The sequence below is a fragment of the Streptomyces sp. NBC_01197 genome (assembly GCF_036010505.1).
Classification (GTDB): Bacteria; Actinomycetota; Actinomycetes; order Streptomycetales; family Streptomycetaceae; genus Streptomyces.
Window position 1 is genome coordinate 1,113,929 of record NZ_CP108569.1, and the last position, 22,302, is coordinate 1,136,230.

Annotated in this window: 22 protein-coding genes and 1 riboswitch; of the genes, 11 read left to right on the forward strand and 11 right to left on the reverse strand. The window is 70.9% G+C overall.

From position 1 onward, the window contains the following. Positions 1–181 precede the first annotated feature (181 nt). Positions 182–946: a GntR family transcriptional regulator gene (locus OG452_RS04995; RefSeq protein ID WP_327294392.1), complete on the reverse strand. Its 765-nt coding sequence runs from the start codon at positions 944–946 to the stop codon at positions 182–184. Positions 947–1,022: 76 nt separating this feature from the next. Here OG452_RS04995 and OG452_RS05000 point away from each other — a divergent pair, with 76 nt between their 5' ends. Beyond that, a complete protein-coding gene (locus OG452_RS05000) occupies positions 1,023–2,027 on the forward strand; it encodes a Gfo/Idh/MocA family protein (RefSeq protein ID WP_327294393.1) in 1,005 nt (334 codons plus the stop codon). 40 nt (positions 2,028–2,067) lie between these two features. On the opposite strand, the gene OG452_RS05005 is transcribed toward OG452_RS05000, so the two are convergent. The 3 genes from OG452_RS05005 to OG452_RS05015 form a co-directional block, all read right to left on the reverse strand. Then, positions 2,068–2,493 (reverse strand): PaaI family thioesterase, encoded by a 426-nt coding sequence (locus OG452_RS05005; protein ID WP_327294394.1) that lies wholly within the window; start codon positions 2,491–2,493, stop codon positions 2,068–2,070. 241 nt (positions 2,494–2,734) lie between these two features. After that, positions 2,735–3,949 carry a sensor histidine kinase gene (locus OG452_RS05010; protein WP_327294395.1) on the reverse strand — a complete coding sequence of 405 codons (1,215 nt, stop codon included), beginning with the start codon at positions 3,947–3,949 and terminating at the stop codon, positions 2,735–2,737. 157 nt (positions 3,950–4,106) lie between these two features. Continuing rightward, positions 4,107–4,934 (reverse strand): AIM24 family protein, encoded by an 828-nt coding sequence (locus tag OG452_RS05015; RefSeq protein WP_327294396.1) that lies wholly within the window; start codon positions 4,932–4,934, stop codon positions 4,107–4,109. Positions 4,935–5,150: 216 nt separating this feature from the next. On the opposite strand from OG452_RS05015, the gene OG452_RS05020 reads away from it, so the two are divergent. After that, positions 5,151–5,888: an SDR family NAD(P)-dependent oxidoreductase gene (locus OG452_RS05020; RefSeq protein WP_327294397.1), complete on the forward strand. Its 738-nt coding sequence runs from the start codon at positions 5,151–5,153 to the stop codon at positions 5,886–5,888. Between the two features lie 81 nt (positions 5,889–5,969). On the opposite strand, the gene allB is transcribed toward OG452_RS05020, so the two are convergent. Next, complete coding sequence (allB, locus tag OG452_RS05025; RefSeq protein ID WP_327294398.1) at positions 5,970–7,307, reverse strand: allantoinase AllB; 1,338 nt, start codon at positions 7,305–7,307, stop codon at positions 5,970–5,972. A 298-nt stretch (positions 7,308–7,605) separates the two neighbouring features. Here allB and OG452_RS05030 point away from each other — a divergent pair, with 298 nt between their 5' ends. Further along, on the forward strand, positions 7,606–8,409 hold the full coding sequence (locus OG452_RS05030; protein ID WP_327294399.1) for an IclR family transcriptional regulator: 804 nt from the start codon (positions 7,606–7,608) through the stop codon (positions 8,407–8,409). Positions 8,410–8,529: 120 nt separating this feature from the next. Here the strand turns inward: OG452_RS05030 and OG452_RS05035 are convergent, their stop codons facing one another. Then, on the reverse strand, positions 8,530–9,222 hold the full coding sequence (locus tag OG452_RS05035) for an ABC transporter ATP-binding protein (RefSeq protein WP_327294400.1): 693 nt from the start codon (positions 9,220–9,222) through the stop codon (positions 8,530–8,532). After that, positions 9,219–10,262 (reverse strand): ABC transporter permease, encoded by a 1,044-nt coding sequence (locus tag OG452_RS05040; protein ID WP_327294401.1) that lies wholly within the window; start codon positions 10,260–10,262, stop codon positions 9,219–9,221. The genes OG452_RS05035 and OG452_RS05040 overlap by 4 nt, the downstream gene beginning before the upstream one ends. Positions 10,263–10,397: 135 nt before the next feature. On the opposite strand from OG452_RS05040, the gene OG452_RS05045 reads away from it, so the two are divergent. Together OG452_RS05045 and OG452_RS05050 are read left to right on the forward strand one after the other, a co-directional pair. Then, complete coding sequence (locus tag OG452_RS05045; RefSeq protein ID WP_327294402.1) at positions 10,398–11,603, forward strand: sensor histidine kinase; 1,206 nt, start codon at positions 10,398–10,400, stop codon at positions 11,601–11,603. Further along, positions 11,600–12,244 carry a response regulator transcription factor gene (locus OG452_RS05050; RefSeq protein WP_327294403.1) on the forward strand — a complete coding sequence of 215 codons (645 nt, stop codon included), beginning with the start codon at positions 11,600–11,602 and terminating at the stop codon, positions 12,242–12,244. The genes OG452_RS05045 and OG452_RS05050 overlap by 4 nt, the downstream gene beginning before the upstream one ends. Here OG452_RS05050 and OG452_RS05055 read toward each other — a convergent pair. Next, a complete protein-coding gene (locus OG452_RS05055; RefSeq protein WP_327294404.1) occupies positions 12,213–12,569 on the reverse strand; it encodes a VOC family protein in 357 nt (118 codons plus the stop codon). The two genes, OG452_RS05050 and OG452_RS05055, sit on opposite strands and share 32 nt — an antisense overlap. After that, the gene (locus OG452_RS05060) at positions 12,569–12,877 is read right to left on the reverse strand and encodes a DUF5955 family protein (RefSeq protein WP_327294405.1); all 309 of its coding nucleotides are present in this window, start codon (positions 12,875–12,877) and stop codon (positions 12,569–12,571) included. Before OG452_RS05060 ends, OG452_RS05055 begins: the two co-directional genes overlap by 1 nt. A 265-nt stretch (positions 12,878–13,142) precedes the next feature. Between OG452_RS05060 and OG452_RS05065 the strand changes: the two genes are divergently transcribed. From OG452_RS05065 to OG452_RS05085, 5 genes are all read left to right on the forward strand, one after another. After that, a complete protein-coding gene (locus OG452_RS05065) occupies positions 13,143–13,712 on the forward strand; it encodes a nucleotidyltransferase family protein (protein WP_327299511.1) in 570 nt (189 codons plus the stop codon). Between the two features lie 213 nt (positions 13,713–13,925). After that, complete coding sequence (gene aceB, locus OG452_RS05070; protein ID WP_327294406.1) at positions 13,926–15,548, forward strand: malate synthase A; 1,623 nt, start codon at positions 13,926–13,928, stop codon at positions 15,546–15,548. Between the two features lie 312 nt (positions 15,549–15,860). Beyond that, a complete protein-coding gene (locus tag OG452_RS05075) occupies positions 15,861–17,429 on the forward strand; it encodes an NCS1 family nucleobase:cation symporter-1 (protein ID WP_327294407.1) in 1,569 nt (522 codons plus the stop codon). 52 nt (positions 17,430–17,481) lie between these two features. Further along, complete coding sequence (locus tag OG452_RS05080; RefSeq protein WP_327294408.1) at positions 17,482–18,084, forward strand: GNAT family N-acetyltransferase; 603 nt, start codon at positions 17,482–17,484, stop codon at positions 18,082–18,084. A 29-nt stretch (positions 18,085–18,113) separates the two neighbouring features. Beyond that, the gene (locus tag OG452_RS05085) at positions 18,114–18,734 is read left to right on the forward strand and encodes a TIGR03086 family metal-binding protein (protein WP_327299512.1); all 621 of its coding nucleotides are present in this window, start codon (positions 18,114–18,116) and stop codon (positions 18,732–18,734) included. Positions 18,735–18,762: 28 nt separating this feature from the next. Here the strand turns inward: OG452_RS05085 and OG452_RS05090 are convergent, their stop codons facing one another. Both OG452_RS05090 and OG452_RS05095 read right to left on the reverse strand, forming a co-directional pair. Beyond that, positions 18,763–20,193: a purine-cytosine permease family protein gene (locus OG452_RS05090; RefSeq protein ID WP_405564126.1), complete on the reverse strand. Its 1,431-nt coding sequence runs from the start codon at positions 20,191–20,193 to the stop codon at positions 18,763–18,765. Beyond that, a riboswitch (TPP riboswitch) is annotated at positions 20,185–20,279 on the reverse strand. It overlaps the preceding gene by 9 nt. Before the next feature lie 108 nt (positions 20,280–20,387). Then, the gene (locus OG452_RS05095) at positions 20,388–21,071 is read right to left on the reverse strand and encodes an alpha/beta fold hydrolase (protein WP_327294410.1); all 684 of its coding nucleotides are present in this window, start codon (positions 21,069–21,071) and stop codon (positions 20,388–20,390) included. Between the two features lie 406 nt (positions 21,072–21,477). On the opposite strand from OG452_RS05095, the gene OG452_RS05100 reads away from it, so the two are divergent. Further along, entirely contained in the window at positions 21,478–22,242 is a 765-nt protein-coding gene (locus OG452_RS05100; RefSeq protein WP_405565665.1) for a chitosanase, read from the forward strand. Positions 22,243–22,302 lie beyond the last annotated feature (60 nt).

Genomic DNA, 22,302 nt, shown 5'->3' on the forward strand with positions numbered 1-22,302 from the left:
CATCGGGTACCGCCCGCGGGTGCGACGAGGCGCGCTGCTGCTGTACGGGTCGTAAGCAAGGGGGTCCGCCCTCTCTCCCGGCCGCCGGGTTGCGGCAGAGGAGTTCTAGCGGCGGGCGCCGGGGCTCGTCAATGGTTTGTCAGAACATTCTTACGAGCTGCACGACTGCTCATCAGCCGCACTAAGGGCGTACCAGCAGCTGGAACTCGAAGGTGTACCGCGAGGCGCGGTAGATGTGTGTGCCGAACTCGACGGCCCGTCCGGTGGAGTCGTACGTGGTGCGCTCCATCGTCAGCAGCGGCGCCCCCTCGGGCTCCGCGAGCCGTATGCCTTCCTGCGCGGTGGCGGCCCGCGCACCGACCGACTGGCGGGCGCTGTGCAGCGTGATCCCGGCGGCGCGCAGCAGCCGGTAGAGGCCGGTGGCCTCCAACCGGGGGGTGTCCAGGGTCAGCAGCTCTTCGGGCAGGTAGTTGCGGAGCTGCGCCATGGGCTCGCCGTACGCGAGCCGCAGCCGCTCGACGCACCGGACCTGGCTGTCCTCGGGCACCGCGAGCGCGGCGGCGACCTCGGCCGTCGCGGGGACGGTCTCGTTGCGCAGGACCCGGGTGGTGGGCCGCTGCCCTGCGGCGAGCAGGTCGTCGTAGAGGCTGCTCAGTTCGAGGGGACGCCTGACCTGGCTGTGCACCACCTGGGTGCCGACGCCTCTGCGGCGTACAAGGAGCCCCTTGTCGACCAGCGACTGGATGGCCTGGCGGACGGTGGGGCGCGACAGGCCGAGCCGGCCGGCGAGGTCGATCTCGTTGCCCAGCAGGCTGCCCGGGACCAGCCTGCCTCGCTCGATGGCCGACTCCAGCTGCTGGGCGAGCTGGAAGTACAGCGGGACCGGGCTGCTGCGGTCCACGCTGAGCTCAAGGCTGAGGGCGGGGCCGGCCGCGGGTTTGGACACGCCGAGAGGGTAGCTCAGGTCCGGTTGTCAGGACAAAGGCTTGACAGTGGGCGGAGCTGCGGCCACGTTGGGGTCCATGCGTATCGGACTCATCGGGACAGGCCGGATCGGTTCCTTCCACGCGAAGGTGCTCAGCGGCCACCGGGACGTCGGCGCGCTGGTGGTGGCCGACACCGAGGCGGCGCGCGCCGCGGAGGTCGCGCGCCGGACCGGGGCGACGGCCGCCCCTTCGGTCGACGAGATCTTCGCCTCGGGCGTGGACGCGGTCGTCATCGCCTCGGCGACCTCGTCGCACGCCGCTCTGATCGGCCGGGCCGCCCGCGCCGGCCTGCCGGCCTTCTGCGAGAAGCCGGTCGCCGGGGACCTGCCGGGCACGCTGGCGGCGCTGCGTGAGGCCGAGGAGGCGGGCACCGTGCTCCAGCTCGGCTTCATGCGCCGCTTCGACGCCGGGTACGCGGCGGCGCGCGAGCGCGTGCGGTCGGGCTCGCTGGGCCGGCTGCACACCGTCCGCGCGCTCACCTCCGACCCGGCGCCACCGCCCGCCGCGTATCTGCCGCTCTCCGGCGGGCTCTACCGGGACTGTCTGGTGCACGACTTCGACATGGTGCGCTGGGTGACCGGGCGCGAGGTGGCCGAGGTGTACGCGACCGGGTCGGACGCGGGGCCCGCGATGTTCCGCGAGGCCGGTGACGTGGACACGGCCGCCGCGCTGCTCACGCTGGACGACGGCACCCTGGTCACCGCGACCGCCACCCGGTGCAACGGCGCGGGCTACGACGTCCGGATGGAGCTGGCAGGGGAGCTGGACCAGATCTCGGTGGGGCTCGGCGACCGTACGCCTCTCACCTCGGCCGGATCGCAGGGCCCGCCGCCCGCCGGCCGGCCGTGGCCCGGCTTCCTGGAGCGGTTCGCCCCGGCCTACGAAGCCGAGCTCGACGCCTTCCTGCGGGTGGCGCGGGGCGAGCTGGCCAACCCGTGCGACGGCCGGGAGGCGCTGGCCGCGCTGCGCATCGCTGAGGCGTGCGAGCTGTCCCGGCGCGAGCGGCGCCCGGTCCGCGCGGACGAGGTCGCCACCGGCTGAAGCAGCGATCGCTCTGCGGGCACCGGGTACTGACCGCCTGTCAGGACGGTGGCGCGGCAGCCGAGAGCACGGTCCCCTGTGCCACGGCGCAGAGCACCTCCTCACCGTCGTCGCGCACCATGACCAGATCGCAGCGGACGGTGGCCTGGCGGCGCCCGGTGTGCACCACCTCGGCGCGGGCGACGAGCGTGCGGCCCGCGCCGGGGCGTACGTACTGGATGGAGAAGCCGCCGGTCAGCACGGCGGCCCCCAGCGTCGTCCCGGCCGCGAAGGTGAGGGCGTTGTCCGCCGCGTACGCCAGCACTCCCCCGTGCAGAAAGCCGTTCTGCTGCAGCAGTTCGTCGCGGACGTCCACCTCCAGTACGGCCGCGCCGCCGCCGAACCCGGTGACGCGCGCCCCCAGCAGACGGCTGAACGGCTGCGCGTCGAGCGTCCGGCGCGCGAGTTCCAGGTCGAGTTCGCTCATCGCACCGCTCCCTGCCTTCCGGTGCCGGACCGCCTGTCCAGCCTCACCGGCACACCGGCAGTTTCCGCGCCCCGTGCATCAGCAGTCCCGGAATCCAGTCCTCGGTGTCCTGCCGCAGATCGATCAGCGTCATCGCCTCAGCGTACGCGGCCGTCCCCTTGGCGGAACCCCGTGTCGTGGACCAACAGTGCTGTCTGGACACGGTTGTTGAGGCCGAGCCGGGCCGGACCGCGCCTGACGGTCAGGCGGTCCAGGGCAGCCAGGCGGCGACCCGGAAGCCGCCACCGTCGGTCGCGCCGTGGTCGAGACGGCCGCCCGCGAGGGTGGCCCGCTCGGTGAGGCCGATGAGCCCCTGACCGGACCCCGGCACCTTCGGCACGTCGCCGGGCGGCGCCGGATTCCGTACCTCGACGGTCAGCCCGGCCCCGGGGCTGCCGGTGACTGTGACGGTGACCTCGGCCCCCGGGGCGTGTTTACGGGCGTTGGTGAGCCCTTCCTGGGCGATGCGGTAGGCGGTGCGGCCGGTGACCGCGGGGACGGTGGCCGGGTCCGCGACCTTGTTGTGCAGGGTGACCGACATCCCGGCCTGCCGGGACTCGGCGGCCAGGGCTTCGAGCGTGGCCAGCGTGGGCTGCGGCCGGTTGCCCTCCCCCTCGCCCGGGGTCCGGAGCACCCCGATGATCTCGCGCAGGTCCTGGAGGGCCTCGTGGGCGCTGTCCCGGATGACCCCGGCGGCGCGGGCGACCTCGGGCTCGGGTGCGCCCGGCCGGAATTCCAGGGCTCCGGCGTGGACGCTGAGCAGGGTGAGCCGGTGCGCCAGTACGTCGTGCATCTCCCGGGCGATGGCCTCGCGGGCCAGCCGCTGCGCCTGTTCGGCGCGGAGGTCGGCCTCCGCCTCGGCGCGGTGGGCGCGTTCACGCAGCACCACGACGAGCCGGCGCCTGGAACGTACGAACATGCCCCAGATGATCACCAGCAGGACCAGCACCGTGCCGTAGAGCGTCGAGCTGATCCAGGACATGGTCGGATCGGGGCGCAGTGCGGCCTGCACTCCCCCGGCCGCCACCGCCGCTGCCCCCAGTACCAGGACCGGCCGGAACGGGCGGTGCACGGCCAGGCCGAACAGCGCCACCAGCACGGCGCCCGCGGCGAGCGGCGCGAACGCGCTGACCGCCACGAGCACCGCGGCGAGCCCCACGGGCCAGCGCCTGCGCACCCACAGCGTGCAGCAGGAGAGCGCGCCGATCACCTGGTCGGCGGCGCTGTCGATGTCGGTGTAGCCCGCCTGGTTCTTGATGGAGTCCAGGGCCAGCACACCGATGCCCAGCGCGATCAGGAAGGCCGCGATGTCCACGATCCAGTCGCGCAGGGTGCGGTGCGGCCTCTCCCGGTCCTCGGCAGGCTCGTCGCCCGCGAGGGCCGAGGGCAGCAGCCAGCGGTACTCCGAACGCGTCATGCCAACAAAGTTACGCAGGGGCCGCGCCCGGTGCGGTGCTCGGCGGGGCAGCCGGGACCAAAGTCACGGAGCCCGGGACTTTCGGAGTCATCGGACTTTCGGAGACATCGCGCAGGACCCGCCGGCCGGAGCTCCGCCCGGCCCGGCAGGACAGGACCTATCCGGCGTTCGTCGAGAAGAGTCCACCGGTGGGCCCCTGCTTGTCGCCGCCCTGCGCCTTCTTCAGGGCATTCGCCAGGCCCTCGATGGTCAGCGACTGGAGGATCACCCGGCCGTTGCCCTCCAGCGTGGCCAGGGACAGGCCCTCGCCGCCGAAGACGGCGTTCATCATGCCCTGGCGGTTGAGGCCGCCGATGCGCTGGACGCCGTACTCGATGCCCTCCTCGAAAGCGACGATGCAGCCGGTGTCGACCTCGATACGGCCGCCGAAGTCGGCCGGGTTGAGATCGATGAAGTTGCCCGCACCGCAGATGATCACGGTCCCGCGGCCGGTGAACTTCTCCAGGATGAAGCCCTCACCGCCACTGCGGCCCGTCCGGCCGCCCTGCCAGGCGATACCGAAATCGACGGTGGACTCCGCCGCGACGAACGCGTCCTTCTCGGCGAACCACGCCCGGCTGCCGTTCAGCTCCAGGGCGCGCATCTCGCCCGGTAGCACGCCCGCGAAACCGACCGTGCCCTCCCCGCCGGTGGCCGCGAAGTACTGGAAGGCTAGCGATTCCCCGGCCAGCGCCCGCTGGCCGACCTGCATCGCGGTGCCCATGGCCTGTCTGAGGATTCCGCCCATTCCGCCGGCCTGCCCCTGCTGACCACCCTGCCCCGGCTGGCCGGCACCGCCGCCGGGCCCGGAGAGACGCGTCTCCATGCTCACGTTCGAGGTCTTGAAGAGGAACTTCCCGGCCTCGCAGTAGACGGTCTGGCCGGGCTGAAGGCTGACGACGGCCATCTGCATGGCGTTGCCGACGATCTCTTGCTGGAGGGTCACGGCCGGTTCTCCTTGGGGCGGTGGCGGGGCCGGTACATCCGTACCGGCAGGTGAACGGCCGGCACCCGCTGTTCGGTTCCGGCTGGCCGGTTCCGGGCGGGGCCGTCGGCACCCGACCCCGGACTCGCAGTCCGTTTCCCGCCGGTACGGATGGCCGTCCGCCGCTTTGCTGGGACGTGCGAACACTACCGACGAAACGATGGGGCGGGACACACCATGTCTTCTCTGAACAGGTCAGCGCTGGACGGCCGGGCGGCGCTGGTGACGGGCGGCAGCCGCGGGATCGGGGCCGCCGTGGCGCTGCGGCTGGCACGGGATGGCGCGGACGTCGCGATCACGTTCGAACGGAACGAGACCGCAGCCAAGGAGGTCGTCGCCGGGATCCAGGAGGCGGGCCGCCGGGGTCTGGCGCTGCGTACGGACGCGGCGACCGCTGTGGCCCGCACCGTCGAGGAGTTCGGCGGGCTCGACATCCTGGTGAACAACGCGGGGGTCGGTGTGCTGGCCCCGGTCGGCGATCTCACGGTGGCCGACCTCGACCGTACGCTCGCGGTCAACGTACGAGAGGTCTTCCTCGGCTCACAGGCCGCGGCCGCGGTGCTCAGGCCGGGCGGCCGGATCATTTCGACCGGCACGGCGCTGACCCGCTACGCGGGCGGTCCCGGGGCCAGCCTCTACGGAATGAGCAAGGCCGCGCTGACCGGGCTGACCCGGTCGCTCGCCCGGGAGCTGGGCGAGCGGGGCATCACGGTCAACGTGATCCAGCCGGGCCCGGTCGACACGGAGATGAATCCAGCGGACGGTCCGTACGCCGGGCCCCAGCGCGCGGCGACGGCGCTGGGACGCTTCGGGACGGCGGACGAGGTGGCCTCGCTGGTGGCGTATCTGGCCGGCGAGGAGGCCGGGTATGTGACGGGGGCCGAGCTGCTGGTGGACGGCGGGCACGCGGCGTAACACCGGTGCAGGGGGCCTCTCACACGCCGGCCTCCGCCCCGGAACCGGGAATCCCGGTGCCCGGGGCGGAGGCCGGCAGGCTCAGGCGTCGCGTTCGAGCAGTCGGCCAACCGGCTCGCCGGGTACGCCGTCCTGGGCGATCCGCACGCCCCGCAGCCAGGTGGAGCGCACGACCCCGTACAGGGTCTTCCCGGCGTACGCCGTCACCTGGTTCCGGTGGTACAGCTCCGCCGGGTCGACGGTGAACGTGTCGTCCGGCGCGAGCACCGCGAAGTCGGCGTCCCGGCCGGCCTCGATCGCGCCCTTGCCGGAAAGACCGGCGAGCGCGGCCGGCGCCGTGGACATCCAGCGGACCACGTCGTCGAGGCTGTGGCCCCGCTCGCGCGCAGCCGTCCAGATCGCCGGGAGGCCCAGCTGGAGGGAGGAGATACCGCCCCAGGCGTCGGCGAAGTCGGGGGTCTTGAGGTCAGTGGTGCAGGGCGAGTGGTCGGAGACGATGCAGTCGATCGTCCCGTCGGCAAGCCCCTGCCACAGCGCGTCCTGGTTGGCGGCCTCGCGGATCGGCGGGCAGCACTTGAACTCCGTTGCCCCGTCCGGGACTTCCTCGGCCGTCAGGGTGAGGAAGTGCGGGCAGGACTCGACGGTGACCCGGACGCCCTCGCGCTTGGCCGCGGCGATCAGCGGCAGTGCGTCGCTGGACGAGAGGTGCAGGACATGGATCCGCGCGTCCAGCCGCCGGGCGAGCGCGATGAGGCCCTCGATCGCCGCGTTCTCGGCGGCGCGCGGGCGGGAGGCCAGGAAGTCCGCGTACTGGGGGCCGCTGCGCTGCGGGGCGTCGGCCAGCTGGTGCGGATCCTCGGCGTGGACGATCAGCAGCCCGCCGAAGCCGGCGATCTCGGCCATGGACCGGGCGAGCTCCTCCTGGTCAAGCTCGGGGAACTCCTCGACGCCGGAAGGCGACAGGAAGCACTTGAAGCCGAACACCCCGGCGTCGTACAGCGGGCGCAGGTCCTTGACGTTGGACGGGATCGCACCACCCCAGAAGCCGACGTCGATGTGCGCCTTGCTGCGGGCCACGTCCTGCTTGGTCCGCAGGTTGGCGGCGGTCGTGGTCGGCGGCAGCGAGTTGAGCGGCATGTCGAGCAGCGTGGTGATCCCGCCCGCGGCCGCGGCCCTGGTCGCCGTCCAGAACCCCTCCCACTCGGTGCGGCCGGGGTCGTTCACATGGACATGGGTGTCGACGAGGCCGGGGAGCAGCACGTCGTCGCCGAAGTCCGTCAGCCGGGCGCCCTCCGGCACCTCCGCGTCGTAGGGCAGCACTGCCGCGATCTTCCCCCCGGCGACGGCGACCGATGCGGCGCGTGTCCCCTGGGGGGTGATGACACGCGTCGAGCGCAGAACCAGTTCGGTGGTGGACACCCGAGCCCCTCTTTCCATATAGCGAAATTCACGTTCCGATAATGGAGTGTTCGCTGCGCGCCGTGGCTCGTCAAGACCGGACCAGCCGCCTGGATGATTCCACAAAGCAAAAGCCAAATTTCGGGTGCCGGAATGTACTTCCCTCCGGTATCCCTGGCTCCGGATCGTACCCATCCCACGGCCTGATCCGGACAAAGGGGTTCTGACCGGCCCCAACGCCTGCCGCCGAGGGGGATACAGCGGACCGCGGCCCGGTAGGCTGGCGCCTTGCCCCGCCCGCCTCGAAAGGACCGCCGCCGTGCCGCAGTCCCACACCAGCGCACCCGACGCCAAGACCGCACCACCGAGTGGTGGCGTGCAGTCCCTGGAGCGTGCCTTCGATCTGCTGGAGCGGATGGCCGACGCCGGTGGAGAGGTCGGCCTGAGCGAGCTCTCGGCCGCCAGCGGTCTGCCGCTGCCCACGATCCACCGGCTGATGCGCACCCTGGTCGCCTGCGGCTATGTACGCCAGCAGCCCAATCGGCGCTATGCGCTGGGGCCGCGCCTGATCCGGCTCGGCGAGTCGTCGGCCCGGCTGCTGGGGACCTGGGCCCGCCCCTATCTCGCGCGGCTGGTCGAGGAGACCGGGGAGACGGCGAACATGGCGCTGCTCGACGGGGACGAGGTCGTGTACGTCGCGCAGGTCCCGTCGAAGCACTCGATGCGGATGTTCACCGAGGTGGGACGGCGGGTCCTGCCACACTCCACCGGAGTCGGCAAGGCGCTGCTCGCGCACACCCCGCCGCCCGAGGTCAGGGCGCTGCTGGCGAGGACCGGCATGCCGGCCGCCACCGAGAAGACGATCACCACAGCGGACGGGTTCCTGGACGCCCTGGAAGTCGTGCGCCACGCGGGGTACGCGGTGGACGACAACGAGCAGGAGATCGGGGTCCGCTGCCTCGCGGTCCAGGTCCCCAACTCCCCCACGGCCGCCGCGATCTCGATCTCGGGTCCGGCGAGCCGGGTGACGGAGGAGGCGACCGAGCGGATCGTGCCGATCCTCCAGGGCATCGCCCTGGAGCTCTCGGCCACGCTCGCGAGCGCGGGGCCCCAGCAGGTCTGATCGGTGCGGGTCTGATCGGTGCGGATCTGATCCTGTGCGGATCTGATACGGCCGGGGCCTCGGCCAATCCGGTCCCCGTTCCGCACCGCGGTCCGGACGACCGGCTTCGGACGACCGGCTTCAGACGACCGGCGGTTCAGCCACCGGCACGGTCAGCCGCCCGTCGGCCATCGACACCGTCCGGTCCATCCGGTCCAGATGCGCGTGGTCGTGCGTGACCAGCACCGTCGCGGTACCGCGCGCCCGGGTCAGCGTGACCAGCAGGTCCAGCACGCCCGCGCCCCGCTCGTGGTCGAGGGCGCTGGTGGGCTCGTCCACCAGCAGTACCGACGGCTCGTTCATCAGCGCACGCGCGATGTTCACGCGCTGCCGCTGACCGCCGGAGAGCTGGTGCGGGCGACGGCCCGCCTGGTCCGCGAGGCCCACCGCTTCCAGCAACTCCACGGCACGGCCGCGGACTTGGGCAGCGGACCGCCCCGAGAGGTGCGCCATCATCTGGAGCTGCTCGGCGGCGGTCAGCGCCGGAAGCAGATTCGGCTGCTGGAAGACGATCCCGATGCGTTCGCGCCGGAGCGCAGCCTTCGCAGCGCGGCTCAGCGAGGCCGTGTCCGCTCCGTCGACGACCACCCGTCCCCGCTCCGGGGTCACCAGCGTCGCCGCCACCGCCAGCAGGCTGGATTTGCCGGATCCGGACGGTCCGACCACCGCCGTCAGCGACCCGGCCGGAACATCGAGAGTCACCGCGTCCAGCGCGACCACCCGGCCGTCCCCGTCCGGGTAGGTCAGCGTCACATCGTCCAGGGTCAGGGTCATCGTGCGCTCCCGAGAGCGGTCAGCGGGTCGACGGCGGTGATCCGCCGGATGGACAGGGCCGCCCCGAGCACGCCGAGGGCGACGATCACGGCGGCGGGGAGGACGGAGGTCAGCGGGTCGAGCACGAAGGGGACGCTCGCGGGCACGATGGCGCCGACCCCGGCGGCGATGGCGGTGCCCAGCAGCGTCCCGGCCAGCAGCATCAGTACCGCCTGCCCGAGAGCGTCGCGCAGCAGATACGGGGTGGAGGCGCCCAGCGCCTTCAGGACGGCGATGTCGCCGCTGCGCTGGATCGTCCAGACCGTGAAGAACGCGCCTATCACCATGGCCGAGATGACGAAGAGGAAGCCGCGCATCAGCTGCAGCGAGCCGTTCTCCGCCTGGTACGAGGGGAGCGCGCTCAGCGACCCGTCCAGGGTGAGCGTCTTCGTACCGGCCGCCCGGTCCCCCGCGCCGAGGTCCGCCCCGCCGGTGGTGGTCAGGGCCACCACACTGGCGGGCTCGCCCGCGCGGAGCGAGGTCCAAGCGACGGGGGTGTGACTGTACGAGTCGTCCCCTGCGACCGCCGTCACCCTGAACTTCCTGCCCGAGAGCGTGACGGTGTCCCCGGTCGCCACGCGCAGGTCGTCAGCGGCGCCCCTGGACAGCACCACACCGGAGCGCCCGGGCTCCGCGGGCGCCAGACCTGAGCCCGGCCGTACCGCGAACGCGGAGACCGCGGCCGTGCGGCTGCCCGCTTCCGCGTTGCCGGTGCCGATGGCGACCGGCTGCGCGCTCTTCACCCCAGGCTGTGCGGCCCAGCTCCGCCAGGCGCTCTGCGGCAGCAGCGACCCGGTGAAGGAGGCGGACTGCCCCGAGGGCGGTGCGGCGAAGGCCAGGTGGTCGGCGGGCAGCCCGGTGACGGCAGACGTGTTGTCCCTGGCCAGCCCGGCGGTCAGCCCGGACAGCAGTCCGACCAGCAGGGTGATGAGCACGATGACCGTCCCCATCAGGGCGAACCGGCCCCTGGCGAATCTCAGATCTCTCCATGCGACGAACATGTGCCCAACCCTGCTGGCACCGGGGGCGCTTGGGCATCGCGCCACGGATGGCTCCGCACGGATCAAAAGACGGAGCCGGCAATCAAACTTTCGATTGAGGGCGTTCCGGGACGATCCGCCTACGCTGGGAGGATCATGGATCCCCGTGCACTGACCCCCGCGCTGCTCGTCCTGCGGCTCTGCCTCCACCTGCTGATGGCGGGACTGCTGGCGCTGGCCGCGGTGCGGGCGCTCGCCGGTCACGCGGCGAACGCGCCCGCGGTGGTGGCGGCGGCCGTGGTGCTGGGCGCGGTGTACGCGGCGGGCGCGGTCTGGCCTTCGGTACGGACCTCGCGCCGGTCCGCCGCCGTCTGGCTCGGTGTGCTCGGCGTGGCGTGGCTGGGGCTGCTCGTGCTCTCCCCGGACGGGCTGTGGGTGGCGTTCCCGCTGTACTTCCTCCAGCTGCATCTCCTGCCGGTGCGCTGGTCGGTGCCCCTGGTCGTCGTCACGGCGGGCGCGGCCATCGCCGCGTACGTGGGTCACGGGGCGGCGCTGAATCCGGGTGCGTTCATCGGCCCGCTCCTCGGGGCGGCGGTCGCCGTGGCCACCGTCCTCGGCTACCAGGTGCTCTACCGCGAGAGCGAGAGCCGCCGCCGGCTGATCGAGGAGCTGATCTCGACCCGGGCCGAACTCGCCGCAGCCGAACGGACCGCGGGCACGCTCGCCGAGCGCGAGCGGCTCGCCCGGGAGATCCACGACACCCTCGCCCAGGGGCTCTCCTCCATCCAGCTGCTGCTGCGGGCGGCCGGGCGCACCCTGCCCGCCGACGCGCCGGCCGCCGCCCACATCGAACAGGCCAGGCAGGCCGCGCAGGACAACCTGGCCGAGGCCCGCCGCTTCGTACGGGCGCTGTCGCCGCCCGCGCTGGAGCACGGTTCACTGGCGGCCGCGCTCGACCGCCTCTGCACGGGCGGCCCCGGACCGCGCGTCCGCTTCTCCACCAGCGGCACGCCGGTCGCGCTCCCCACACCGTACGAGGTGGCGCTGCTGCGGATCGCGCAGTCGGCGCTCGCCAACACCGTTCAGCACGCCGGGGCTTCCCGCGCCGAGATCACCCTGAGCTTCATGGAGACCGCGGTCGCCCTGGACGTCGTCGACGACGGCTCCGGCTTCGACCCGGTGCTCGCCGGTACCCCGTCCGGTGACGGGGGTTTCGGGCTGCCCGCCATGCGCTCACGCGTCGAGTCACTGGGCGGCACCTTCGCCGTCGAGTCCACACCGGGCCAGGGGACGGCCGTCGCGGTCACGCTGCCGCTGCCCGAATCCGAAGAGATCCCCGTACCCGAAGGGGCGCCCGCATGACGATCCGGCTGCTGCTCGCCGATGACCATCCGGTGGTACGGGCCGGGCTGCGCGCCGTCCTCGACACCGAGCCCGGCTTCCGGGTGGCCGGCGAGGCGGCGACCGCCGAACAGGCCGTGGAGCTGGCCGCTTCGGGAGAGTTCGACGTGGTCCTGATGGATCTCCAGTTCGGCGCGGGCATGCACGGCGCGGAGGCCACGGCCGCCATCGCCGCCGTCGAGGGGGCGCCGCGGGTCCTGGTGCTGACTACGTACGACACGGACGCGGACATCCTGGCCGCGGTGGAGGCCGGTGCGAGCGGCTATCTGCTGAAAGACGCGCCGCCCGAGGAGCTGGCCGCCGCTGTGCGGACGGCGGCGGCGGGCCGCTCGGCGCTGGCGCCCGCCGTCGCGCACCGGCTGATGGACCGGATGCGCGCACCGGGCGAGTCGCTCACCCGCCGGGAGCTGGAGGTGCTGCAGCTGGTCGGGGACGGTCTGTCGAACCAGCAGATCAGCAAGGTGCTGTTCCTCAGCCAGGCGACGGTGAAGTCCCATCTGGTGCACATCTACGCCAAGCTGGGTGTGGACTCCCGTACTTCGGCGGTGGCCGTGGCCTCGGCGCGGCGGCTCATCCGTCGCGCCGGTGGCTCAGCACATTGACCACCTTGCCGTTCGGATCGCGTACGAAGAAGCGGCGTACGCCCCACTCCTCGTCCCGCGGCGGGTGCACGATCTCCGCCCCCGAGGCCAGCACCGCCGCGTGCACCGCGTCCACGTCGTCCACCTCGATGGAGAGGTCGGGCTGCACGGCTGCGCTCGCGTCGTGCGTGGTGAGGGTGATCTGCGCGGTGGGGTTGACGGACGAGGCGAGCGTCATGACCCAGCCCTGGTTCATGACCTCGCCGAGCCCGAGCAGACCGTAGAAGTCCCGGCTCTCCGCCATGGCGTGCGTCGTGATGTCCGGCACCACCCTGCGGACGGACATCAGGAGGCCGATCCGAACAGCTCCACCGCGTTCCGCACCTCCGAGAGCGAGACCGCGAGTGCGCTGACCGAGCCGATCGCCCCCGCGACCAGCAGCAACGAGCGACGCAGCCGCAGGATTTCCGGCACCCCGCTCCGGGCCATCTCCTCCAGGGCCGCCAGTTCGTCCTCGGCGATGGCACGGTCGGGGAACTGGGCCGGGTGAGCGGCCAGTTCACGGCGGAGCCGGGAGACGGAGGCGCTCAGCTCCGACACTCTCGGGTCCTCGCCGATGCCCGTTACGCGTTTCTGCCCCGCACTTCGCAACAAAGTTCCCCCCTCGCACAACTCTGTGCCGGTCATTCCCTACGGTTGGTCGACCGTGTGGCGCTGGTCGTACACCGCGGGTCACGAGTCAGTTAACGCCACCGCTCGTCGTTCTCGCCACTCCAGGGCGGGAATTCAGCCGGACGAGGTGGCGTCCATGAAGTATCCAGTCCTGATGCGATACGAAGGCGGAACCGAAGTGAACAACACGGGCACGGATACCTTCCTGCCGGGACCTTCCCGGACGGCCGGACCGGTGGTCGCCGGGCTGCTGCTCGCAGCGGGCGGCGGCCGGCGGCTCGGCGGACGCCCCAAGGCCCTGCTCGAACACCGCGGCCGGCCGCTGGTCGAGCAAGCGGTCCGGGTGCTGCGCGAGGGGGGCTGCGGTCCGGTGCATGTCGTACTGGGTGCTGCCGCGGACGACGTACGGAAGCGGGCCGAGCTGTCCGGCTGCGTGCTCGCCGACAACCCCCGGTGGGAGGAGGGCATGGGATCGTCGCTGCGCGCCGGACTCGCGTCGGTGGCCGGGTCGGGTGCGGACGCCGCCCTCGTCCTGCTGGTGGACCAGCCGGGAATCGGGGCGGCGGCGGTGGCCCGGGTACGGGAAGCGGGCGGCTCCGCGACGAGCCTGGTGGCCGCCTCGTACAAGGGGAAGCGCGGCCACCCGGTCCTCTTCGGCGCCGACCGCTGGGCGGACATCGCGGCGACGGCGGTCGGCGACCGCGGGGCCCGCAGCTACCTCAGGGCCCACCAGGAGGCCATCACGCTGGTGGAGTGCTCCGATATCGCCGATGAGTACGACATCGACACCGTCGAAGACCTGTTCCACTTGGAGTGACCGAGCTGGCACTCTGCGCCGAAATCTGTCGATCCGGAGAATCTCGACGTCAACATACGTTGAACTTCCACCATGAGGAAACTAGTATCCACACGTCAGAAGCGCTCCGTGCCCCACAGAGCGCCTGCGACCGTACCGCGACCCCTTGGCACTCCGTGCCACCATGAGAGTCCTGCGGCCGTCAAGTACCGCCCGCTGAAGGAGTGACAGCTCATGTCCGCACCAGCGCCGTCTCCGCTGGCCATCGTCGATGCCGAGCCCCTGCCCCGGCAGGACGAGGTCCTCACCGATGCGGCCCTGGCCTTCGTGGCCGAGCTGCACCGGCGGTTCACCCACCGCCGTGATGAGCTGCTCGTCCGCCGCGCTGAGCGCCGTGCCGAGATCGCCCGGACGTCCTCGCTCGATTTCCTCCCGGAGACCGCGAGCATCCGTAACGACGACAGCTGGAAGGTCGCGCCGGCCCCGGCCGCGCTGAACGACCGCCGCGTCGAGATCACCGGCCCGACCGACCGCAAGATGACCATCAACGCCCTGAACTCGGGCGCCAGGGTCTGGCTCGCAGATTTCGAGGACGCGTCCGCCCCCACCTGGGAGAACGTTGTCACAGGCCAGCTCAATCTGACCGACGCCTACGAACGCCGGATCGACTTCACGGACCCGAAGTCCGGCAAGTCGTACGCTCTGAAGCCCGCCGCCGACCTCGCGACCGTCGTGATGCGCCCGCGCGGCTGGCACCTCGACGAGCGCCACCTCGTGCTGGACGACCGCCCCGTCCCGGGCGCGCTGGTCGACTTCGGCCTGTACTTCTTCCACAACGCCAAGCGCCTCATCGAGCTCGGCAAGGGCCCGTACTTCTACCTCCCGAAGACCGAGTCCCACCTGGAGGCACGCCTCTGGAACGAGATCTTCGTCTTCGCGCAGGACTACGTCGGCATCCCGCAGGGCACCGTCCGCGCGACCGTCCTGATCGAGACGATCACGGCGGCGTACGAGATGGAGGAGATCCTCTACGAGCTGCGCGACCACGCGTCCGGGCTGAACGCGGGGCGCTGGGACTACCTGTTCTCCATCGTCAAGAACTTCCGCGACGGCGGCTCCAAGTTCGTTCTGCCGGACCGGAATCTGGTCACGATGACGGCGCCGTTCATGCGCGCGTACACCGAGCTGCTGGTCCGCACCTGCCACAAGCGCGGCGCACACGCCATCGGTGGCATGGCCGCCTTCATCCCCTCCCGGCGTGACGCCGAGGTCAACAAGGTGGCCTTCGAGAAGGTCAAGGCGGACAAGGACCGCGAGGCCGCCGACGGCTTCGACGGCTCCTGGGTCGCCCACCCGGACCTGGTGCCGATCGCCATGAAGTCGTTCGACGCGGTCCTCGGCGAGAACCCGAACCAGAAGCAGCGCCTGCGCGAGGACGTCGCGGTGGCACCGGGCGATCTCATCGCGATCGACTCCCTGGACGCCAAGCCGACGTACGAGGGCCTGGTCAACGCGGTCCAGGTCGGCATCCGCTACATCGAGGCGTGGCTGCGCGGTATGGGGGCGGTGGCCATCTTCAACCTGATGGAGGACGCCGCGACGGCGGAGATCTCCCGCTCGCAGATCTGGCAGTGGATCAACGCGAACGTGGTCTTCGAGAACGGCGAACACGCGACGGCCGAGCTGGCGCGGAAGATCGCGGCGGACGAGCTGGCCGCGATCGAGAAGGAGATCGGCGAGGAGTCGTTCGCCGCGGGCAAGTGGCGGCAGGCGCACGACCTCCTGCTGACGGTGTCCCTGGACGCCGACTACGCGGACTTCCTCACCCTGCCCGCGTACGAGCAGCTGGGGAGCTGAGGCGCCACCGCCGACCGCGCGAGACCGATCGCGCGACCCGCTTGATCGCTGGGGCTGCCCCGGAGCCGCATGGCTCCGGGGCAGCCCCATTTGTTTTTCGGGCTGTCCCGTCCAGCACCGGAACCCGTGCCTCCGGATATGCCCCGATCCCACCCTCCACGGCCGCCTTCCACCGCACCCACCAGGCATGTTGAAGAAACCCACAATCTATTGACAGTGCACTTGGACGAACCTAACCTTGCCGCATCCCGATATTTAGATTCCACATAGTGGAATTTCCTCAGAATGAGTGGCCCGGTGATGAGTGCAGACATGCCTGTGGAACCGCCCCGAGCAACGCCCTCCCTGGATACCACCGCCATCGCCACTGATGCCCACGACGGTCCCCTGGCTCCGTCCGACGGCGGCGACCGGCCGTCATCGGCTCGTGCCACGCCCCCGCTGAGCCCCCGGCTGTACAACAACGACCTGGCGCCCACCGAGGTCCACGGGCGCCGCTGGGGCAGCTACAACATCTTCACCCTGTGGGCCAACGACGTGCACAGCCTGGGCAACTACACGTTCGCCACAGGCCTGTTCGCCCTCGGGCTCGGTGCCTGGCAGGTGCTGCTCGCTCTCGCGATCGGCGCGGCGCTGCTCTTCGGGATACTCAACCTGTCCGGGTACATGGGCCAGAAGACCGGCATCCCGTTCCCGGTCATGAGCCGTATCAGCTTCGGTGTCCGGGGCGCCCAGATCCCGGCTCTCATCCGCGGCGCCGTCGCCATCGCGTGGTTCGGCATCCAGACGTATCTCGCGTCCCATGTGCTGAACGTCCTGCTGATCACGCTGCACCACCCGCTCGTCCATCTGACCGAGAACTCCTTCCTCGGCCTGTCGACCCTCGGCTGGATCTCCTTCGGGTTCCTGTGGTGCGTCCAGATCGGCATTCTGATGTACGGCATCGAAATGGTGCGGAAGTACGAGGCGTTGGCGGGCCCGGTCATCCTGTTCACGCTGTCCGCGCTCGCCGTCTGGATGTTCTGGAAGGCGGGCGGCTCCATCGCGCTGTCCAGCAACCACCCGCTGACCGGCGGGAAGATGTGGCACGAGATCTTCGCGGGAGCGTCGCTCTGGGTCGCCGTCTACGGCACGTTCGCGCTGAACTTCTGCGACTTCACCCGGTCCTGTACGAGCAGGAAGTCGATCACGATCGGCAACTTCTGCGGCATCCCCGTCAACATCATGCTCTTCGGGACCATCGCGGTCGTGCTGGCCGGGGCGCAGTTCCGGATCAACGGGCATGTCATCAACAGCCCGGCGGATGTCGTGCAGGCCATCCCCAGCACCTGGTTCCTGGCGCTCGCCAGTCTGGCGTTGATCGTTCTCACCGTCGCGGTGAACCTCATGGCCAACTTCGTGGCCCCGGCCTACGCGCTGGCCAATCTCTTCCCCAAGCGCCTCGACTTCAGGCGGGCCGGCATCGTCAGCGGCGTGATCGGCGTCGTCATCCTGCCGTGGAACCTCTACAACAACCCGACCGTCGTCAACTACTTCCTGGGCGGCCTCGGCGCGTTCCTCGGCCCGCTGTTCGGCGTGATCATCGCCGACTACTGGCTGATCAGGAAGGGCCGGGTCAATGTGCCGGAGCTGTACACGATGGACGCCTCCGCCGCGTACCACTACACACGCGGCGTCAACCTGCGCGCCATCGCCGCCTTCGCCCCGGCGGCCGTCGCTGCCATCGTCTGCGCCCTTGTGCCGCTGTTCTCCGCCGTCGCACCGTTCGCCTGGTTCACCGGGGCCGGAATCGCCGCCGCGGTGTATCTCTGCGTCTCGGAGCGGAACGGCAACCACCAGGACGTTCCCGGCGCGTCCATAGCCGTTCCGAGCGTGCACTGAGACGGGTACGGCGCCCGGGGGTGTCCCGCCCCGGCCCCTGTACCGTCGGCGGATGACAGTGATCACCACAGAACGCCTCCGGCTGCGCCCGCTCACCGGGGCCGACACCGACTGGTGGGTACGGCTGCACGCCGACGAGGAGGTCAACTCGTACGTCGGCGCCTACACCCGGGCGCGGGCCGCGGCTCGTCTGCGCGCCATCGAGCAGCAGTGGGCCGAGCGGGGGCACGGTCTGTGCGCGGTCGAGCTGAGGAGCACCGGGGAGACCATCGGGCGCTCCGGCCTGAACTGGTGGGAGCAGTTCGACGAGACCGAGATCGGCTGGACCTTCGCCCGTGCGCACTGGGGCCGCGGCTATGCCACGGAAGCTGCCCGGTCCGTTCTCGCGTGGGGCTTCGGGCCGCTGGGGCTCCAGCAGATCACCGCCATGATCCACCGCGACAACGCAGCGTCGGGCGCGGTCGCCCGGCGCCTCGGTTTCTCACCCCTGCGCGAGGACGTCGTACTCGGGCGCCCCTGCACCGTCCATGCCCTGGTCCTGGAGGACTTCATCTCCGCCGGGGACAGGACACCGCCTCCCGGTCCCCCGCCGGTCGCTCCCCGCCCGACCGGGCAGGATGCCGGGGAGTCCGAGGGATTTCCCGGCGACCGATGAGTTCTCGTACCGGGTCCGGTCTGAAGGGTATGGACACGGATACGCACACCGACGCACCCAAGGAACCCGACAGCGCTCTGCCCGACATGGAGCCCCCGGCCCGGTACATGGCGAAGCTCGCCGACGCCGTCACCGACGCACAGCTGGGTGGTCCCACACCCTGCCCGGACTTCGCGGTCCGGGACCTGCTCGCCCACATCTCCGGACTGACGGTGGCGTTCTGCTCCGCGGCCCGGAAGGAATTCGGGCCCAACACCGACACGGCCCCGGGCACCGGCCCGAGCCCCGAACTCGCCGCGGACTGGCGGACGGCCCTGCCCCGCCGGCTGGAGGAGCTGATCGCGGCCTGGCACTCCCCCGCCGCGTGGGAAGGCGACACCAGGGCGGGCGGATTCACCTTCCCCGCCACGGTCGCCGGACGGATCGCGCTGAACGAGCTGGTCGTGCACGGCTGGGACCTGGCCCGCTCGACCGGACAGCGGTACGCGCCCGATCCGGCGAGCCTCGGCGTCTCGTACGCGCTGCTCGCCCCGGCGGACAGCCCGGCGCGCGAGCCTGCCTTCGGGCCGGCTGTCGAGGTGCCGCAGGACGCGCCGTTCCTCGACCGGGTGATCGGGCTCAGCGGCCGCAGCCCGGAGTGGAAGCCTTAGGGTCGTACGTTTGCGTCATACCGGGCTGTCAAAGCCGGTCTTCAGGGCCGGAGCGAGCAGACGCGGCGGTCCGGTAGCGGCGCAGCCTGAGGGGTGCGTAGACGACGAGCGCGGTGAGGAAGGCCGCGTAGTAGGCGAGGTCGGCGCCGTGCAGTGCGGCAGCCACCGGACCTGTGTAGAGGCCCGTGTTCATGAACGGAACCGCTGCGGCGAAGGCGGCGCAGAACGCCACCAGAGCGGGCCGGCCGGACCGCGAACGGACGCTCTCCGCTGTGGGGTCGACCGCTTCACCCGCTCGGGCCCGGGCGAACCAGTCGACGGCGACGACGGCGACGAAGCCGGGGATCCAGTAGCCGACGAAGAGCAGTACGTTCTGGAAGCGGGCGGCCGTGTCAGCGGCATGCATCCACAGCACCAGCGGGAAACCGAGTACGGCGGCGAGAGCGGCCGCGAACGGACGGGGGATGCGCAGACCGATGGTCTGCAGAGCCAGCGAGCCGCTGTAGTCGTTCATGGCATTGCTGCACAGAGCGGCCAGCGCCACAGCCAGCAGCCCGAAGGCGCCGAGCAGGCCACCGCCCAGCAGCCTGTCGACACCCCGGGCGGTCTGATCGGTGAAGACGGAGGCCCCCCACAACCCGAGCGCCTGGACGGCCACGAAGGAGACGCTGACGCCGAGAAGCGTGTAGCAGAACATGCGCGGGCGGGAGGTGTCCTGCGGCAGGTAGCGGCTGAAGTCGCTGGCGTACGGAGCCCACGACAGCGCCAGACTGAGAGCGATGGTGCTGGTCAGTATGAACGCGCCTACGCGGTCGGCGCCGTGGGCGCTGCCGACGGCCGCGGGGTGGACACTGTGCGGGAGCCTGAAGGCCAGGGCGACGAAAGCGGCGGCGAGTACGAAGGTCATCAGCTTCTGCAGCCGGTGGATCGCTTCGTAACCCAGTACTCCGAGGGACCCCTGTCCCACCATCATCACCAGCACACCCAGCCAGAACGGCCAGCCGCAGAGCCTGGCCAGCGCGTCCCCGCCGAACAGCCCGATGAGCGCGTCCCAGGCCACCGACGAAAGCCACTGCAGCAGACCGGGAACCGTGACGGACCGGCCGAACGCGAGCCGGGCCAACGGCAGCTGACCTGCCCCGGTGCGGCTGCCCCAGGTTCCGAGGTACGCGGTGGGAACAGCTCCCACCAAGGTGCCCAGCACGACGGCCAGCAGGGCGGTCGGCAGGTCAAGACCGAGCGCGATACCGACGGTGCCGGTGAACACCCCGGTCATGGTCAGATTCGGGGCGAACCACACGGTGAACAGCCGGCCCGGGCCGCCGTAGCGGTGCTGCCCGGGCACCGGCGCGATCCCGCGAGCCTCGATCCGCAAGTCGCCGGGCTCGGCGGGCATCCGGCCGTCGAAGACGGACCGCGGACCGGTGGCCGTGCTGCTGGGAGCAGGTGGCAATGACATGAGCGACATCCCTCCGCCAGTACTAACTGGTTCAGGTTCGGCGGGTGTGATCTCAGCCCCTGGGCGGGGCACCCCGTGTCCGGTACGACTGCAAGACTAACGGGCAGCGCCACGCTGTCCGTGGCGAGGGTGGGTGGCTGCGGGCGCCGGCCAGGGCTCTGTCGTCACCACGCCGAACACCCGCACCCCGCCGCTCAGCTGGTGAAGAAGTCGCTGACCGCGGCCGAGAACTGTCCGGGCTGCAGGGCGTGCACGGTGTGGCCGACCGGGATCGTGATCGTCCGGCAGTCGGGAATTTCCGCTGCCATGTCGGGGATCCGGTCCTGCGGCATGGAGCTGTCGGGGCCGCCGGTCACGAGCAGAGTCGGGGCGACGATCTCGCCGAGCCGCTCGGCCCACTCCGGAGCGGGCTTCCGGATCTCGTTCTTGATGGCGGGCACCACGTTCCAGTCGTAGTCGACCGGGGCTTCGGGGCGCTGCGGTTCGGCCACCTCCCTGGGGTACGGGGGCGGAGTCTCCTCCAGGACGAGCCGCTCCACCCGGTCCGCGTGCTCCTGGGCGAGCAGATAGGCGACGACTCCGCCCATGGAGTGGCCGACGACTCCGACCCGGTCCAGTTCCAGTTCGTCCAGGAAGCCCAGTACGTCGTCGCGCATCAGCTCGAACGAGTACTCGTCCGGCCAGTCGCTCTCCCCGTGTCCCCGCAGGTCGAGGGCGTACACCCGCCACTCGCTGCCGAGCGCCCGGCCGGTCTCCTCCCAGGTCGCGGACGAGCCGCCGAGACCGTGCAGCAGCACCACCGGCGCGCCGAAGGGGTCGCCCCAGGTGCGGTACGCGAGCCGTACGTCGCCGACATCGACTACAGAGTGATCGTCCATACCGCAGACGCTACCGCGCCCAGGCCGGTGCCTCGGCCGCCGTGGCGCCAGGGTGTCACCCGATGGCATGGAGTCACATTCGGGCAAAATAGGCCTTGGAACCCTCAGTCATCCCGGTTCAACCCGGTGAGTCAGCGATCGGGAATGATCCATGTCCTGCCCAATTCGCTCAACTCCTTTCTCCCCAAGGGGTGTACGGCCTCCTGGGCAGCTGATAGGAAAGCTTCCTAACAGAACATCGACGCTTGAAACTCCCCTTGGAGGACCGGTGAACGCCCCCCACCGCACCACCGCTGGACGCAGCAAGAGGATCATCACGCGCACCGTGCTCGGGCTGGCCCTGGTGGCCGTACCGGCCACCGCGTACGCGGCCAACGCCCCTGCGGACCACGTGAGTTTGCGCAGCATGCAGCAGAACACCCGGCACGGCACGTCCCACAGCGTGCAACGCGCGGTCTCCGCGACCGGGCTCGACGACCCGGCGAAGAAGGAGATCGCCATGAAACTGGTCTCCAGCGCCGAGAACTCCTCGCTGGACTGGAAGGCCCAGTACAAGTACATCGAGGACATAGGAGACGGCCGCGGTTACACCGCCGGCATCATCGGGTTCTGCTCGGGCACCGGCGACATGCTGGACCTGGTGAAGCTGTACACCGACCGGGAGCCGGGCAACCCGCTCGCCAAGTACCTCCCCGCGCTGGAGAAGGTCAACGGCAGCGACTCGCACTCGGGCCTCGGCTCGGCCTTCGAGAGCGCCTGGAGGACCGCGGCCAAGGACACCGCGTTCCAGACCGCGCAGAACGACGAGCGCGACCGGGTGTACTTCAACCCTGCGGTCAAGCAGGGCAAGGCGGACGGCATCGGGGTCCTGGGCCAGTTCGCGTACTACGACGCCATCGTCATGCACGGTGACGGCGACGACAAGACCAGCTTCAGCTCCATCCGCAGGAGGGCGCTGGCCAAGGCCAAGACCCCGGCCCAGGGCGGCAACGAGACCACGTACCTCAACGCCTTCCTCGACGCCCGCGTGTGGGCGATGCAGCAGGAGGAGGCCCACAGCGACACCAGCCGGGTCGACACCGAGCAGCGCGTCTTCCTGAAGAACGGCAATCTCGACCTGCACACGCCGCTCAAGTGGAAGGTCTACGGGGACCCGTACAGCATCAGCTGACCGGTCCGCGCACAACCGCGGGGCGCGTTCCGCACCAGTGGTGCGGTCCACGCCCCGCAT

Excerpts from the sequence above, each read along its gene's own strand:
- OG452_RS05095 (WP_327294410.1), bottom strand. The coding sequence starts at position 21,071 with ATGGACGATCACTCTGTAGTCGATGTCGGCGACGTACGGCTCGCGTAC.
- OG452_RS05055 (WP_327294404.1), bottom strand. The coding sequence starts at position 12,569 with ATGTCCGTCCGCAGGGTGGTGCCGGACATCACGACGCACGCCATGGCG.
- OG452_RS05005 (WP_327294394.1), bottom strand. The coding sequence starts at position 2,493 with ATGAGCGAACTCGACCTGGAACTCGCGCGCCGGACGCTCGACGCGCAG.
- OG452_RS05085 (WP_327299512.1), top strand. The coding sequence starts at position 18,114 with ATGGACACGGATACGCACACCGACGCACCCAAGGAACCCGACAGCGCT.
- OG452_RS05090 (WP_405564126.1), bottom strand. The coding sequence starts at position 20,193 with ATGTCATTGCCACCTGCTCCCAGCAGCACGGCCACCGGTCCGCGGTCC.
- OG452_RS05020 (WP_327294397.1), top strand. The coding sequence starts at position 5,151 with ATGTCTTCTCTGAACAGGTCAGCGCTGGACGGCCGGGCGGCGCTGGTG.
- OG452_RS05040 (WP_327294401.1), bottom strand. The coding sequence starts at position 10,262 with ATGTTCGTCGCATGGAGAGATCTGAGATTCGCCAGGGGCCGGTTCGCC.
- OG452_RS05080 (WP_327294408.1), top strand. The coding sequence starts at position 17,482 with ATGACAGTGATCACCACAGAACGCCTCCGGCTGCGCCCGCTCACCGGG.
- OG452_RS05100 (WP_405565665.1), top strand. The coding sequence starts at position 21,478 with ATGCAGCAGAACACCCGGCACGGCACGTCCCACAGCGTGCAACGCGCG.
- aceB (WP_327294406.1), top strand. The coding sequence starts at position 13,926 with ATGTCCGCACCAGCGCCGTCTCCGCTGGCCATCGTCGATGCCGAGCCC.
- OG452_RS05010 (WP_327294395.1), bottom strand. The coding sequence starts at position 3,949 with ATGACGCGTTCGGAGTACCGCTGGCTGCTGCCCTCGGCCCTCGCGGGC.
- OG452_RS05000 (WP_327294393.1), top strand. The coding sequence starts at position 1,023 with ATGCGTATCGGACTCATCGGGACAGGCCGGATCGGTTCCTTCCACGCG.
- OG452_RS05050 (WP_327294403.1), top strand. The coding sequence starts at position 11,600 with ATGACGATCCGGCTGCTGCTCGCCGATGACCATCCGGTGGTACGGGCC.
- OG452_RS05035 (WP_327294400.1), bottom strand. The coding sequence starts at position 9,222 with ATGACCCTGACCCTGGACGATGTGACGCTGACCTACCCGGACGGGGAC.
- OG452_RS05075 (WP_327294407.1), top strand. The coding sequence starts at position 15,861 with ATGCCTGTGGAACCGCCCCGAGCAACGCCCTCCCTGGATACCACCGCC.
- OG452_RS05045 (WP_327294402.1), top strand. The coding sequence starts at position 10,398 with ATGGATCCCCGTGCACTGACCCCCGCGCTGCTCGTCCTGCGGCTCTGC.